At 54.6% G+C, this 13,169-nt stretch carries 17 protein-coding genes; 5 read left to right on the forward strand and 12 right to left on the reverse strand.

Going from position 1 to position 13,169, the window contains the following annotated elements; genetic code table 11:
• Positions 1-140: 140 nt before the first annotated feature.
• The 6 genes from RAC89_RS08835 to RAC89_RS08860 all read right to left on the reverse strand — a co-directional run bounded on the left by RAC89_RS08835 (position 141) and on the right by RAC89_RS08860 (position 4,191).
• Positions 141-992, reverse strand: a complete 852-nt coding sequence (locus RAC89_RS08835) for a sugar phosphate isomerase/epimerase family protein (protein ID WP_306613080.1) — start codon at positions 990-992, stop codon at positions 141-143.
• A gap of 103 nt (positions 993-1,095) precedes the next feature.
• Complete coding sequence (locus RAC89_RS08840) at positions 1,096-1,869, reverse strand: DODA-type extradiol aromatic ring-opening family dioxygenase (protein WP_306613081.1); 774 nt, start codon at positions 1,867-1,869, stop codon at positions 1,096-1,098.
• 66 nt (positions 1,870-1,935) lie between these two features.
• Positions 1,936-2,253, reverse strand: a complete 318-nt coding sequence (trxA, locus tag RAC89_RS08845) for a thioredoxin (RefSeq protein ID WP_284642143.1) — start codon at positions 2,251-2,253, stop codon at positions 1,936-1,938.
• 31 nt (positions 2,254-2,284) lie between these two features.
• Complete coding sequence (locus RAC89_RS08850; protein WP_306613082.1) at positions 2,285-2,674, reverse strand: IDEAL domain-containing protein; 390 nt, start codon at positions 2,672-2,674, stop codon at positions 2,285-2,287.
• A gap of 84 nt (positions 2,675-2,758) precedes the next feature.
• Positions 2,759-3,184, reverse strand: a complete 426-nt coding sequence (locus RAC89_RS08855; protein WP_284642148.1) for an RrF2 family transcriptional regulator — start codon at positions 3,182-3,184, stop codon at positions 2,759-2,761.
• A 113-nt stretch (positions 3,185-3,297) separates the two neighbouring features.
• On the reverse strand, positions 3,298-4,191 hold the full coding sequence (locus RAC89_RS08860) for a phosphatase PAP2 family protein (protein WP_306613083.1): 894 nt from the start codon (positions 4,189-4,191) through the stop codon (positions 3,298-3,300).
• A 204-nt stretch (positions 4,192-4,395) separates the two neighbouring features.
• Between RAC89_RS08860 and RAC89_RS08865 the strand changes: the two genes are divergently transcribed.
• The 4 genes from RAC89_RS08865 to RAC89_RS08880 are packed head-to-tail and all read left to right on the forward strand — an operon-like array spanning position 4,396 to position 7,144.
• Positions 4,396-4,959: a hypothetical protein gene (locus RAC89_RS08865; protein ID WP_306613084.1), complete on the forward strand. Its 564-nt coding sequence runs from the start codon at positions 4,396-4,398 to the stop codon at positions 4,957-4,959.
• A gap of 24 nt (positions 4,960-4,983) precedes the next feature.
• The gene (locus RAC89_RS08870) at positions 4,984-5,355 is read left to right on the forward strand and encodes a hypothetical protein (protein WP_306613085.1); all 372 of its coding nucleotides are present in this window, start codon (positions 4,984-4,986) and stop codon (positions 5,353-5,355) included.
• A gap of 35 nt (positions 5,356-5,390) precedes the next feature.
• On the forward strand, positions 5,391-6,797 hold the full coding sequence (locus tag RAC89_RS08875) for a hypothetical protein (RefSeq protein WP_306613086.1): 1,407 nt from the start codon (positions 5,391-5,393) through the stop codon (positions 6,795-6,797).
• A complete protein-coding gene (locus RAC89_RS08880) occupies positions 6,794-7,144 on the forward strand; it encodes a hypothetical protein (RefSeq protein ID WP_306613087.1) in 351 nt (116 codons plus the stop codon). The genes RAC89_RS08875 and RAC89_RS08880 overlap by 4 nt, the downstream gene beginning before the upstream one ends.
• 60 nt (positions 7,145-7,204) lie before the next feature.
• Here RAC89_RS08880 and RAC89_RS08885 read toward each other — a convergent pair whose 3' ends face one another.
• Positions 7,205-7,534: a hypothetical protein gene (locus RAC89_RS08885; protein ID WP_284642160.1), complete on the reverse strand. Its 330-nt coding sequence runs from the start codon at positions 7,532-7,534 to the stop codon at positions 7,205-7,207.
• 495 nt (positions 7,535-8,029) lie between these two features.
• On the opposite strand from RAC89_RS08885, the gene RAC89_RS08890 reads away from it, so the two are divergent.
• On the forward strand, positions 8,030-8,161 hold the full coding sequence (locus tag RAC89_RS08890) for a hypothetical protein (RefSeq protein WP_284642162.1): 132 nt from the start codon (positions 8,030-8,032) through the stop codon (positions 8,159-8,161).
• A gap of 55 nt (positions 8,162-8,216) precedes the next feature.
• Here RAC89_RS08890 and purD read toward each other — a convergent pair whose 3' ends face one another.
• Genes purD through purM form a run of 5 tightly spaced genes read right to left on the reverse strand, consistent with a single transcriptional unit; the run spans position 8,217 to position 13,109 of the window.
• Positions 8,217-9,476 carry a phosphoribosylamine--glycine ligase gene (gene purD, locus RAC89_RS08895; RefSeq protein ID WP_306613088.1) on the reverse strand — a complete coding sequence of 420 codons (1,260 nt, stop codon included), beginning with the start codon at positions 9,474-9,476 and terminating at the stop codon, positions 8,217-8,219.
• 14 nt (positions 9,477-9,490) lie between these two features.
• Positions 9,491-10,231: an IMP cyclohydrolase gene (locus tag RAC89_RS08900; protein ID WP_306613089.1), complete on the reverse strand. Its 741-nt coding sequence runs from the start codon at positions 10,229-10,231 to the stop codon at positions 9,491-9,493.
• An 18-nt stretch (positions 10,232-10,249) separates the two neighbouring features.
• Positions 10,250-11,437: a phosphoribosylaminoimidazolecarboxamide formyltransferase gene (locus tag RAC89_RS08905; protein WP_306613090.1), complete on the reverse strand. Its 1,188-nt coding sequence runs from the start codon at positions 11,435-11,437 to the stop codon at positions 10,250-10,252.
• Positions 11,434-12,066, reverse strand: coding sequence for a phosphoribosylglycinamide formyltransferase (purN, locus tag RAC89_RS08910; RefSeq protein ID WP_306613091.1), 633 nt, complete (start codon positions 12,064-12,066; stop codon positions 11,434-11,436). The genes RAC89_RS08905 and purN overlap by 4 nt, the downstream gene beginning before the upstream one ends.
• Positions 12,063-13,109, reverse strand: coding sequence for a phosphoribosylformylglycinamidine cyclo-ligase (gene purM, locus RAC89_RS08915; RefSeq protein ID WP_306613092.1), 1,047 nt, complete (start codon positions 13,107-13,109; stop codon positions 12,063-12,065). Before purM ends, purN begins: the two co-directional genes overlap by 4 nt.
• Between the last annotated feature and the right edge of the window lie 60 nt (positions 13,110-13,169).

Genomic DNA, 13,169 nt, shown 5'->3' on the forward strand with positions numbered 1-13,169 from the left:
ATGCCCCAATCCACGGTAATAATGGCAAATATGCCACTGCACAGCGTGCTGAGGGGCTGGCGTCGCTCGCCTTTCTGCCGCAAAAAAAGCTCTCCCCCTCTCCCGAATGAACCGGGAGAGCAAGGGAGAGCTTTTGCTGTTTATGCCAATAAGGCGCGCACTTCCTTGGCGAACTGAACCAGCAGCTCCTTCGAGCCGTACTTGCCGCTGAAGTCCTCAACGCCGATGTAGCCGTCATAGCCGACGGATTTCAGGTCCTCGATCACTTGCTTCCAATCGACGACACCCTCAAGGTTCGGCTCCCAGTAGGAAGTCCAAGCCTGCGAACCGTCCGCGCGCAGCTCGGTTTTCTTCCAGCCGGTGTTCTTCATATGTACATGTGCCAGGTAAGGCCCAAGCAGCTCAAGACCCATGCGGAAATTCTCGTAGCCCTCGTGAATCATATTGCCCGGGTCGAACAATACGCCGATGTGGTTCGGATCGAATTTGCTGACCAGGCGATGAGCGAGGCCTGCGCTTGGCGTAATGGTGTGATGATGCGTCTCTACCAGGCATTTGACGCCATATTTCTTAGCGAGCGGCTCAACGCCCTCCAGGTAACGGACAGCAACGTCGAACAACTCGTTATAATTTTTCGATCGGTTGTAGCCCGGTACGCCGACACGAATCATCTTCGCGCCCAGCTTCTGAGCTACCTGCAGTACGCGCTCCGTAGCCTCCAGGTCACCGGCCGTCAAATACGGGGTTACGCTAAGGCTCTCCAGCCCGTTCTCCTTCGCCGCGCGATCGAACCGTGCAATCTCCTCGTCGGAAGCCTTCGGATCAATGGAGCAAAGGTTGTTGCGCCAGAAAGACGGCTTCTCCCCCTTGGCCTCCTCCGGGACTTCCTTGAACCGCCACTCGATGCCGTCAAGACCCGCTTCCTTCGCGGCAGCCGCGAGCTCCTCCGGCGTAAAATCCGGGGTAACAACAGTGAATACGGACAGTTTCATGGCAAATAACCTCCAGCGTCGTTATTATCGATCTCAAGCCGATTATAACAGGGTGCCGGAGGTTTATCCACAAAAATTGTTCACGTGAACAATTTAAATTTTTTCAACTGAACATATAACAATTCAAGCTCATGTTTCCGTATTGATATTCCTGATGGAGCAGCTTCGTCCGTTTCTTTCGGTCCGAGACTCCCATGCTGATGATCAAGGGGATCAGCTCCTCCGGGGCAGGGACAGCCTTCTCAGCATAGGGCGCACGCGCCATGTAATCGAAGAGTCCTTCCGTATCCCACACCTGCACCGTCTCCTCCAGCCACGCATCGAATTCCAGCGCCCATGCATCGACAGCCGCTTCGCGCTCCCAATCCATCCGCAGAGGATGGTGCACCGTCCCTCCGATGCCGAGGATCAAATAGCCGCTTTCCTTCAGCTCGCCGATAGCCCGTCCAATGCGGTAGCAGTCCTCCGGCACCAAGCGGGGATTCACCGATGCGGCAACCACCGGCACATCTGCCTCCGGAAAAAGCAGCGATAACACCGACCACGCCCCATGGTCCAGTCCATGGACTTCATCCACCTCGCAGGCGATGCCTTCCGCCTCGAACAATCGCTGCAGCTTCAGCGTGAGCACAATGTCTCCTTGGGCAGGATATTCGAACTCGCTCAAAGCCTCCGGAAGCCCGAAGACATCCTTCATCGTCTTCAGCCTTTGGCTGCCTGTAATTTTCTGTACGGGACTTTTCCAATGGGAGCTGAACACGACGATTCCAGCGGGCTTCGGCAGCTGCATGCCAAGAGCACGCAGGAACCGGGTATAAGCGTGGTGTTCCAATACCAGCGTTGGCTCTCCATGGGAGAAAAAGAACGAAGGGTACAAGCGCGCGGCCTCCTTTAAGCGTTTCTACCATTATAGACGCCGCGCGCTCAAAATATCATCTATAAATTACGATAAATGAGGCTCAATTAGTGCCTTCAGCTCTTGCAGCGGACGCAAGCCTACGGCGGACCCTACTTCTTTCCCGTCCTTAAACAGCTTCAGCGTAGGGATACTCATGATTCCGTAGGCGCCTGCCGTCTCCGGGTTGTCATCCACATTCACCTTGGCGATCGTGATTTTGTCGCCCAGCTCGCCGTTCAGCTCCTCCAGAATCGGAGCGATCATTTTGCAAGGGCCGCACCAAGGAGCCCAGAAGTCTACCAGCACAACACCCTCCTGAATCGTTTCTTTAAACACCGCATCATTTACATTCGTAATCGCCATAACCAATCCACTCCTTTGTTATTATAGAGATTCAGTTTACCTTCGGCAGTCTCCCGCCGCTCAGCCTGGATATATAAGAAGGAGACCATGAATGACCAAGCTCCCTTCCAGGCTCCTTCGAAGCAGCTGCGCTTCGGCCGGTAAGCTCGTCGAACCACTCCCGGTCGTGCATCTGCAGCGCCAAATCCAGCAGCAGCTCAAGCTCCTCCTTCTGCACAGGGACGTATACCGGCAGCTTCGCCACCTTCGCCGTCATGCTATCAACGGCACGGCCCACCGCTTCCGCGTGGTCGCTCTGCGTCACCCGGACTCGCAAGCCTCCCTCGGCATACAAGGCTTCCACATACCCGATAAACTTCTCATCCTCCTGCGAGGTACCGCTGACCCAATCCCCTACATTCACTTGGTTCGTACCCACCATGGCCCTTCCCTCCTTAATCTGAAACATTTTTGGTAACAGTTTTCTTGAAAATAATGCGCTCCGCCTGAGGCATAAGCGCCGTTACTATCGGTTGCTTGATTCGCGTACCCTGTTGAGCACATCCGCTACAGTGACCTTCTTCAGGTAGTCCAGCAGCTGCTGCTCCGCTTCGTTAAAAATGCCGTCCATAACCTCCGCCATGTTACAGGCGATCATACACTCCTGCTCCACATCACCCGAGCACCAGCCCGGCTTCATGGAACCGATCGAGGTCGTACGGTACACCTCATCCAGCGTGACGGCTGAAGGCTCGCAGCTCAGCTGATAGCCGCCGCCGATTCCTTCCTTGGTCTTCACATAGCCTGCCTTGCGGAGGCTGCTCATGACCTTGCGCACACGCGCCGGATGCGTGCAAACATTGTGAGCGAGCATCTCACTCGTCGCCATATGGTCGGATCGGTAGGCGAGAAGCACCAAGCTATGCACCGCTATCGTAAACTCGCTGTTCACCGTAAATCCTCCCTGCGTCGTGTTTGCTTACTGTTATTATATTGGTTACAGTTGATATTGTCAAGAGGCGCTCCCTCGCTTTTGCTTAGGCAGCGCCTTGCTGTCCCCTTAGGTTATGGAAAATGCCGGAATGACCGTCCTTCTCGGCCATAAAGCCGTGTTACAACGAAAATCCATGGAGCGATTCCTGTAATCCACAAGCCCATGCAGCCGTAACGCAGGAAGTCGTACAGCAGTCCGGCAGGGAAAACGGTCTTGAGAACCGATTTCAACAGCAGCACACCGGCGATCCCAATCACGAAGGCAATGACCCGGTTGAACCATCCGGCAGGCAACCCCATCTTAATGCGGCCTTCCTCCAGCAAATGACCGAGACCCGCTCCGAGCATAACACCGGTCACCTTCGCAGCGTCGGGAACGGGAAACCACAAGGTTAAGGCCACCGGCAGTATAATGAGACCCAGTACCTTCAACAAAAACGGAGGATACGGAAACAACCGCTCGAAGAGCACGGCCAGCACGAACATGACGAGGCCCACTCCCAAGCCTCCGAGCACATCCATGGGCCAATGCAAACCTAAGTACATTCGGGACAATGATACAAGAACAATCATGAGAGCAGCCGCCACCCACAGCAGAGGTTTTCCGGCGACACTGGCCAAGTAAAGCCAGAACGACGTCGTCCCCTGCGTATGGCCGCTGGGAAATGAATCATTCGGATACCCGTAGCCGCTCGAGGCTGTTTCCGTAAAAATCGAGCGGATCCCCTCCGTACCGACGGGACGCGGATTCCCGAAGGCTGACTTCAAGAAGCTGTTCACAAACATCGACAAGGCAAATACGTAAAACAAGCGAAAGCCTATTCTTTTCGAGAAGCACCAATAAATAATAGGTATGGCGAATAAATAAAAATCCTCGCCGCCCAGGATGGTAATGATTCTAGCCGCTTGATCAAGAACAGGATGCTGCTGGCTTGTCAGCCATTGCAAAAGTGCTGTTTGATCCATGATGAAACCCCTTTCTTCAGATCATCCGTGACCCGCATATCCGTCCTTCATATTAATGGAAAAGTTAGCTTTTGTACAGATTTCCAGCAAAAATCGACGAATGTCCCGAGGTGAATTTCCTTCCTTATTTTGCAATTCCCTGCGTCCAGGAGGTAAGATGAGGATAGAATCTCACTCTTTTTATAAAATGAGGCGTTTCATCGCATGAAACCTTATTTGAACCTTCGCGATTGGGCGGTTACCCAGGCTTCCGTTGCCGTCATTCTTTTTCTGCTTATACCCGTGTTCAATATCTTCGGGGCCACTGTTCATCCTTGGGCTTCCATTCTGCATGGGCTGGGGGCGACGATCACGGTTCTGCTGGGCTGCCAGGCATTGCATCGAACGTATCCATTGCTGCGCAGCAAAGAAGGCTCCGCCGCCAGACTGGAGCTGCTTCTTTGGGCCACCAGCCTACTGGTGTTGTTAACCATTATCCTTGGCAACTGGCTGTACATCGGCTACCGTCAGCCGGACGGAGGGCAGCAATGGCTGATGTATCATGAGCCCGCAGGTCATATGATCGCCATGGAGTATAAGGAGTTCGTCTCGCTGTTCCCGCTCCCGCTTAGCATCGCCGCGGCCTGGCTGCTGCGACGCTATAAGACGGCGGCTGAATCGCATCCGGGGATCGCATCCGTCATAGCTTTGCTGGTTACCCTGCTGTGGATTTGTCTGCTGATCGGGTTGGTGTTCGGATTAGGCATAACGAAGCTGATTATGGTGTAATTTCCAGAGGGGAACGGGATAATCATGAGTGAAAAACAAAGCCCTGCGACGGGAGAGGCCGTTGCCGCCATGTACGCTGTACTCTTCGGGCTGACGCTAATGCTGGCGAGTCATCTTTGGACGCTCGCCGAGCCGTTTCGGGCCCCGCAGCTGCTGTTAAAGCTCGGCTCCTGGATTCCAGGCTGGTGGGGAATCGGCGCCTATGCCGGCAAGGAAACCGTCGGGCTCCTCAGCTGGCTGCTTAGCTGGCTCTTCCTGCATGTGCTGCTTCATAGGCGAGCCTGCACTCTCAAGCCGCATTTTTACATCTTCATGGTAGGGTTCGTCCTGCTTCTCGTCGGTTATTGGCCTCCGGTCTATCATGCTGTCTTCGGCTGGACGCCGACCTTGCCTTAACCAATGAATTGATTGAAAGGAGTCTTATGCCGGCCATGGCTAAGCGTCCCCCTTATCTGCTGCTCCTAACGGTTCTGACCGGCTTCGGCCTTATGCTAAGCTCCCTCTGGTGGTCACGGATTCCGCTGCAGGGTCTAATGCAGGCTGAATCATCGGAGCCGGCTGCCTTTCGAGCCGTTTATTACGGCTTGCGCGGCGCGGAGCAGGTATCGGCAGGCCAGCCTGACGGTACCCTTACGATCGCGCCTCTCCGTGCCGTCTCCGAGCAGCTCGGACCGGTTCCCACATTATTGCCGGTGTATGACGGCAGCGTAACGGCCCAGGCATTCGCCGACGCTTACCCGAGCCTGCCTGCGGAAGCTCTGCCCGGCTTCGGCAAAACCGTGTATGCCGTCGAATACGCGAACGTCCGCTTGCTCCTGCTGAACGCTTCGCGTATGACGGAAACTTCAAGTGCGGCAGCTCAATGGAACTGGGCGCGTGATGCTTCCCTGTCTCCCGGCAAAGCCATGAACCTGTTGGTGGTGGATCAGCTGCCCGAGGAGGCCTTCCTGTGGGACCGTTTGAATGCATCGGCTGTTGATGCTGTGCTCGCAGGCAGTGACGTTTATATGAGGCAAAGCTCACTGATGCAGGAGACCGAAGGAATCATGAGCGTTCCTTCTGCAGTGGAATGGAAGAGGTGGACCCCTGAGAAACAGTTTCCTGAAGCGGTGCAGCTGCTGTTGGAGGGGACTAGCGGGCAGCTGCGAGTGAAGGTCGTTTCGCGAAAAGGAGCGGACCTCGGGTATGTCGTTCTGGACAGTTCGCCCTATGAGAAACAGGAACTGGCGGCTCTTCCGCCCGTAACCCTAATCCCTCAGCAGTCCTTGTGGTTTTACCGGGCCGGAGGAGAAGACCTTCCTGTCTTCATCCCGGAGGGCTTCGATATGCATGGAGAGCATCCCTCCACTGGAGCCGCGAACGTGCCTGCCGGGGATTGGCGAAGCCCGGACTTTCCCGATGCCGGGTGGCAGCTGGACGGGGCGCCTTTCGGACAGCATCGGGACCCGCTGCTCAAGCGGCAGCTTCGCACGCAGCTCCCCCTGCCTGCCGAGTCACCCGCCTACTATTTCCGCAAATCGTTCGAGTTTACGGGAAAGCCGGAGGAGCTGGCTGCCATGTCCCTTCTGATTAGCTACGAGGATGGGTTCGCTGCTTATTTGAACGGGGAGGAGCTGGCTCGAGGCTCTCTGTCCACGGGGTTGCTGACCCCTCAGAAGCTGGCTGAACCGAACGAAGCAGTGCTTTATAAAGCGTTCGATCTTACGTCCCGAATGGATAAGCTGCGCTCCGGTCGCAATGTCCTTGCCGTCGAGGTGCACCGGAGCCATCCGAAAGCACCGAACCTTCTCTTCGATGCCGTCCTTACCGTACAGTACAAAGGAGGCGTTCAACCATGAAGCGGCTCGGCTTGTTCATCATCCTTCTGTTCGGATTCCTGGCAGGCTGCGGAAATGCTTCCGTACCAAGCGACTCACAGCCTCTGTTGGCTGATATCGCCTTAACCAAGGAACATCTCATCGTGCGGAATGGAGACCCCGTCGTTTGGAAGCAGGTGACCCTTACGATCAACGGAGAGTATTCCCACACGGTGGATGTCGTGCCCCGGGGAGGCTCAAGCTTGCCACTCAGCCGCTTTGTCGATCTTCATGGAAAGCCGTTTGAGCCGGGTCTGCTCCACCTTCGCCGGCTGCACATTCACGTGGCCGATCTAGGAGACGGAACGCAAGGGGAATTTTCATGGTAAGCGAAAAAACACCGGCATCCTCTTTTATCGAGAGTGCCGGTGTTTTTAAAAGGCAGCATTTTATTGGAAGTAGCTGCGGTTTTGCTGTGCTGTGAATTGCTGAGCTTGCTGCATGGCGATATTGCTCATTTGCGCTACCGTTTGCTCCAGCTGAGCCGTGATTTGAGCGCATTGCTGCATGTTTTGGATCGCGATATGGTGACCTTGCAGCGCTTGCTGGATTACTTGAACCGCTTGACGCTCACGCTGAGCCAATCTTTCGAGCTCTTGTGCGTTTTGAGCTTCCTGCTGCAGCATTTGCTGGTACACTTGATTGGATTGCTCCGTTTGACGGATCAGCTGTTGAATGATTTGCTGGCATTGCTGGATTTGTGCGGTTACGTTATGCATTTGCGAAATCCTCCTAGAACATCGATTGGTCGGGAATTACATGCCCATACTATCGTTGCACAGTCCCTTGAGGATTATTCACTATAATTAAAAAATTTCCCACGAAAACATCCGCATACTTTACGCATGCGGTGACATAATAAAGCAGGTTCAAGAGAACGCGGCACCGTCGTCCATCCACACGGCAGCTTCTCAGGAAAATGTATTTCGACTGACGAAGGAGGATTTCGCACTGTTTTCGGGGTCGAAAAACCAGGGCTTCCTGAGTTCCATGCGGATGTACGCCAGCGGTACTGCACAAAAGCAAACATACACTATCATCCTGCGCCCATCGTTTGAAAATAGAACGGCGGTTAGTCGATGCAAACGGCTATCCGCCGTTTTTGTATTATGGTTGAAAAGCGTTTATTTTATTCTCCTTGCCTCTTTCGTGTAATCGTTCTACTGCTTGGGTATTCTAGGGATAATCGAAAACCAGCTATGGAGGGGATACTCATGCAGCCGTTCGCCTACTACTTTCATGAATATTGGCTTTCTCTTGTTATTATACTGGGCGTCATAGGAGCCGCCATGCTCGTGCACCGGAACTGGGATAAGATCGTGATAAAGGGCAGCGGGCGAAAATGATAAGAATAGATAGAAGAGCCGGGAACCCTACTGAATCGCATGGTCCCGGCTCTTTTTATACAAGTGCTTTCTTGGCAATATCCGTACGGTAATGCTTGCCCTCGAATCGAATGCGGTCTGCATCGGCGTAAGCTTTATTCCGCGCCTCGGCAATATCCTTGCCAAGTGCCGTTACTCCGATAACCCGGCCTCCGTTTGTTACGATGTGTCCGTCCTTCCCAGCGGTTCCCGCGTGGAATACGAGTGATTCCTGCACATCATCCAAGCCTTCGATCAGAAGACCCTTCGGATAGGACGCCGGGTATCCGCCCGAAGCGAGAACAACACAAACCGCCGCTTCATCGCTCCACTCGATTTCCATTTGGTCGAGTCGTCCATTGACCGTAGCCAGGAAAATGTCCAGCAGATCGGTCTTTAATCTTGGCAATACAACTTGCGTCTCCGGATCACCGAAGCGAGCGTTAAATTCAATCGTCTTCGGGCCATTCGGGGTGATCATGAGTCCCGCGAAGAGAACACCGCGGAACGGACGTCCTTCGCTCACCATAGCAGCCGCAGTCGGCTTAATGATCGTTTCAATGGCTTCATCAATGACGGATTGCGGAATGTGCGGCAGCGGAGTGTAGGTTCCCATACCGCCGGTATTCGGCCCTTTGTCGTTGTCAAACACCTGCTTGTGATCCTGAGCAGGCACCATCGGCTTCACCACATCGCCGTCCACGAACGAAAGAATTGACATTTCTTGTCCGGTCAAAAACTCCTCGATCACGACCTGATTCCCGGACTCCCCGAACACCTTGTTCACCATGATATCCTGCAGCGCTTTCTCCGCCTCTTCCATCGATTGCGCTACGACAACGCCTTTCCCTGCCGCCAGGCCGTCGGCTTTAATAACGATAGGAATTTGCTGCTTGTGCAAATACGCTAACGCATCCTCATACCGCTCGAAAGATTCATACGCAGCGGTAGGAATGTTGTATTTTTTCAGCAGGTCCTTCGTAAACACCTTACTGCCCTCAATGATCGCCGCATTTTTGCGGGGGCCGTACACGGTCAAGTTCTTTGCTTCCAGATGGTCGACGATGCCTTCCGACAACGGATCGTCCGGACCGATAACTACCAGATCGATATTATGATCGATAGCGAAGCTGGCCAGCTCGTCGAACTGATTCTCATTGATGGCCACGCATTCCGCGAGACCGGCAATCCCGCCGTTCCCCGGAGCACAGTAGAGTTCCTGAATCTTAGGGCTCTTGCGGAGCGCCCAGCAAATCGCATGCTCACGGCCTCCTCGGCCGACAACTAGTATCCGCACTTTTCAGGTCCTCCTTAGTCTTTATTTCGAACCAGCAGCTCCGTAGCTCCTGTTTCTACATTGATCGATTTGACAAGCAGAGAAATGCGGTTCTCGTCATTTAACGCATTCCAGTACGTATTCGAAATTTCCTCCAGGCTGTCGCCGAGCGGAACCAGCTGCGGCTCTCCCTTGAACGACGGAAGCGGATTGCCGTCCCCTTCGTAGGTATGGATGCAATGGCCAAAGCCAGGGATCGCTTTTTCATACGTATAGGTGTGACGCAGCGTTTGGTCTTCCGTGTTGCCCGCCGACTTCAGGATGGACAGCTTGTACGCGAACTGGCTGTCGGCCAAGTCGATGATGCCGCTAATCCGCGGAGTGAAGTTCGGAGCATCCGGCTCATACGTTCTGGTGCTCAAAGCCGCTTCGAACGTGCCGCCTTTTTGCAAAGCCTCATGGATCGTATCGGTTTGATCGCCGTTCGTAATGATATGTGCTCCGCCCAAATGCTTGGCCGGATAGTAGATAATCAAGGACGGGTCCGTCAGCTTCGCAGGGTCCTTTGCTTCGGTGCGAACAAAGCCATTGTCCTCTTGGATGAAAACACGGTTACGGCTGTTCTCGCTGCGGCCCATAATCCAGTACACCTGAATCAGACGGGTACCGTCCGGCGTCAAACCGATCACGATGCCGCGGCCGGGATATACGTTGGCGCTTAGGCTTTGTACATATTGCTCCGCTTGCGCGGCTCTTGTCGTTGTCGTCGTAGTCACTTCGGATCGAACCTCCTCTTAGTGGTGGAACAAGCGTACGCCGGAGTAGCACATTACCATGCCATAGTCGTTGGCGGCTTGTACCACTTCTTCGTCGCGCATCGAGCTGCCTGCTTGCACAACGTATTTCACGCCGCTGCGGCTAGCGCGGTCAAGATTATCGCGGAACGGAAGGAACGCATCCGAGCCGTAGGATACGCCCTGCAGCTTACTCAGCCATTCACGCTTTTCTTCACGGGACAGCTTTTTCGGCACTTCGTTAAAGCACTGCTCCCAAGCTGCTTGCTCAACAGGCGTCAGCTCATCCTCAAGCCAGAGGTCGATGGCATTGTTCTGCTCGGCACGGCTGAGGCCCGGACGGAAAGGCATGTTCAGCGCTGTCGGGTGCTGACGAAGGAACCAGCGGTCCGCCTTGTCGCCGGCCAGGCGCGTACAATGGATACGGGACTGCTGGCCTGCGCCGATCCCGATCGTTTGTCCGTCCAGCGTATAACAGATAGAGTTCGATTGCGTATATTTGAGCGTTACAAGAGCGATCAGCATGTCGCGCTTTGCGCTTTCCGGCAGATCCTTATTCTCTGTAACAATTTTCCCCAGTGAGGATTCGTCGATAACAGCATCATTACGCTCTTGCTGCAGAGTCAAACCGAACAAGTTGCGGATCTCGATCGGGTCTGGAACGTAATCCGGGTCGATTTGCAAAATCAGATAGCCGCCGTTTTTCTTCGCCTTGAGGATTTCCAGAGCCTCATCCGTGTAGCCGGGAGCTACGACCAGGTCGGATACTTCGCGCTTCAGCAGCTGTGCTGTAGAAGCGTCCACGACATCACTAAGCGCTGCCGCGTCGCCGAAGGAGGACATGCGGTCCGCACCGCGTGCACGGGCATAAGCTGTAGCCAGCGGGGAAAGCTCCAGGCCTTCGACGAAATAAGCCTTGGCCAGCTCCGGTGTTAGAGGCGCCGCTACAGCAGCTCCCGCCGGGCTTACGTGTTTAAAGGAGGCGGCAGCCGGAAGTCCGGTAGCACGTCTCAGCTCACGGGCCAGTTGGAAGCCGTTCAGGGCATCGAGCAGGTTGATGAAGCCGGGGTCACCGTTTACTACCTTGATTGGCAAAGGGCCGTCACTGCGCAGCTGCGCTTGCTTCTGATGCGGGTTCATCCCATAGCGCAAATTAATGACATTGGTCTGGCTCGTCGTTTGACTCATTTTGCAATCCCATCCTTAGTCTGTATTTGTACTCTATTCTCATGATAACGGTACGTTCCGTCGGCAATGCCTTGAATGACCTGCGGATACAGCTCATGCTCCATGCGGTGAATTCGCTGCGTTAACGTGTCCTCCGTGTCATCCGGCAGGATCGTCAGCGCCCTCTGGTCGACAATCGGACCGCTGTCGAGTCCCCCGTCCACGTAATGCACCGTAATCCCGGTAATCCTCACGCCGTGCTCCAGCGCCTGACGTACCGCGTGAAGACCCGGGAAGGACGGCAGCAGCGAGGGATGGATATTGATCATCCGCCCCCAATAGCCCTGAACCATCACATCCGTTAGGATGCGCATGTAACCGGCCAGCACCACGAGCTCGACTTGCTTGTCTTGCAGCTGCTTGAGGATTTCGGCTTCATAGGCCTCCCTGGAGGGATATTCCTTCGGCTTAAAGGTAAAGGCGGGGATCCCCGCTGCTTTGGCACGTTCTACGACAGGCGCGGCAGGCTTATCACAAACCAAAAGCTCGATGCGTGCATCGAGCTTGCCGGCGTTCACCGCATCCACAATCGCTTGAAAATTGCTTCCGCTTCCGGAAGCAAACACCGCGATGCTTAACGGCTTGGTCATACGACCGCCCCTTGGAAGGTAACGATCCGTTCCCCTGCGGTTACACGGCCCAGTGTATAGGCAGTTTCACCCTGCTCTGCAAAAAGGCGCTTCGCTTCGTCCGCTTGTTCCTCCGACACGATGACGACCATCCCGATCCCCATGTTGAACGTGCGGAACATATCGTTGTTGCTGATGCCGCCTTCTTCCTGCATGAGCTTGAAGATCGGCAGGATCGGCCAGGAGCCGTAGTCGACCTCCACGTTCACGTTGTCAGGCAAGCAGCGTGGAATGTTTTCCAGGAAACCGCCGCCGGTAATGTGAGCCATTCCTTTTATTTGCAGGCCTTGCTGAAGCGCGTTAAGGATTGGTTTAACATAGATTTTGGTTGGTGCCAGAAGCACGTCGCCCAGACGTTGGTTATCAAGTGCCGCTACAGTGTCATGCAGGCTGTAACCCTTCTGCTCAAGGAGCAGCTTCCGTACGAGGGAGAAGCCGTTGCTGTGTACACCGCTGGAAGCGAGACCGAGAACTACGTCGCCGGGCTTGATAGTGGAGCCGTCGATGATTTTCTTCTTATCCACAATACCCACGGTAAAGCCGGCAATATCATACTCGCCTTCGCTGTACATGCCCGGCATTTCCGCAGTTTCTCCGCCGATCAGGGCACAGCCGCCTTGCACGCAGCCGTCGCTGATGCCTTTGATGATCGCTTCGATTTTCTCAGGAATAACCTTGTCGCAAGCGAGGTAGTCGAGGAAAAAGAGCGGCTCCGCACCCTGTACTACGATGTCGTTCACGCACATGGCTACGGCGTCTACTCCGATCGTATCGTGCTTATCCATCGCGAACGCGATCTTCAGCTTCGTGCCTACGCCGTCGGTGCCGGAGACCAGCACGGGCTCCTCGTATTTGTCCTTGTTCAGGCCGAACAGGGCGCCGAAGCCGCCCAGGTCCGTCAGAACCTCAGGACGGAACGTCGTTTTGACGTGCTTCTTCATCCGCTCTACCGCTTCATTGCCGGCCGCGATATCGACTCCGGCTTGTTTATATGCATCGGACATTAGGTTTTTCACTCCCGTATTTTTTAAGTGCTTGCCTTGACCGTCTACGGGTTCGTGCTG

Origin of the sequence: Paenibacillus sp. GD4 (genome assembly GCF_030846225.1) — a bacterium.
Classification (GTDB): domain Bacteria; phylum Bacillota; class Bacilli; order Paenibacillales; family NBRC-103111; genus Paenibacillus_G; species Paenibacillus_G silviterrae.

What these genes read in the sequence shown, in the direction of transcription:
- RAC89_RS08835 (WP_306613080.1), bottom strand. Translation starts at nt 992, where the DNA reads ATGAAACTGTCCGTATTCACTGTTGTTACCCCGGATTTTACGCCGGAG.
- trxA (WP_284642143.1), bottom strand. Translation starts at nt 2,253, where the DNA reads ATGGCGATTACGAATGTAAATGATGCGGTGTTTAAAGAAACGATTCAG.
- RAC89_RS08850 (WP_306613082.1), bottom strand. Translation starts at nt 2,674, where the DNA reads ATGGTGGGTACGAACCAAGTGAATGTAGGGGATTGGGTCAGCGGTACC.
- RAC89_RS08860 (WP_306613083.1), bottom strand. Translation starts at nt 4,191, where the DNA reads ATGGATCAAACAGCACTTTTGCAATGGCTGACAAGCCAGCAGCATCCT.
- RAC89_RS08865 (WP_306613084.1), top strand. Translation starts at nt 4,396, where the DNA reads ATGAAACCTTATTTGAACCTTCGCGATTGGGCGGTTACCCAGGCTTCC.
- RAC89_RS08870 (WP_306613085.1), top strand. Translation starts at nt 4,984, where the DNA reads ATGAGTGAAAAACAAAGCCCTGCGACGGGAGAGGCCGTTGCCGCCATG.
- RAC89_RS08875 (WP_306613086.1), top strand. Translation starts at nt 5,391, where the DNA reads ATGGCTAAGCGTCCCCCTTATCTGCTGCTCCTAACGGTTCTGACCGGC.
- RAC89_RS08880 (WP_306613087.1), top strand. Translation starts at nt 6,794, where the DNA reads ATGAAGCGGCTCGGCTTGTTCATCATCCTTCTGTTCGGATTCCTGGCA.
- RAC89_RS08885 (WP_284642160.1), bottom strand. Translation starts at nt 7,534, where the DNA reads ATGCATAACGTAACCGCACAAATCCAGCAATGCCAGCAAATCATTCAA.
- RAC89_RS08890 (WP_284642162.1), top strand. Translation starts at nt 8,030, where the DNA reads ATGCAGCCGTTCGCCTACTACTTTCATGAATATTGGCTTTCTCTTGTT.
- RAC89_RS08905 (WP_306613090.1), bottom strand. Translation starts at nt 11,437, where the DNA reads ATGAGTCAAACGACGAGCCAGACCAATGTCATTAATTTGCGCTATGGG.
- purN (WP_306613091.1), bottom strand. Translation starts at nt 12,066, where the DNA reads ATGACCAAGCCGTTAAGCATCGCGGTGTTTGCTTCCGGAAGCGGAAGC.
- purM (WP_306613092.1), bottom strand. Translation starts at nt 13,109, where the DNA reads ATGTCCGATGCATATAAACAAGCCGGAGTCGATATCGCGGCCGGCAAT.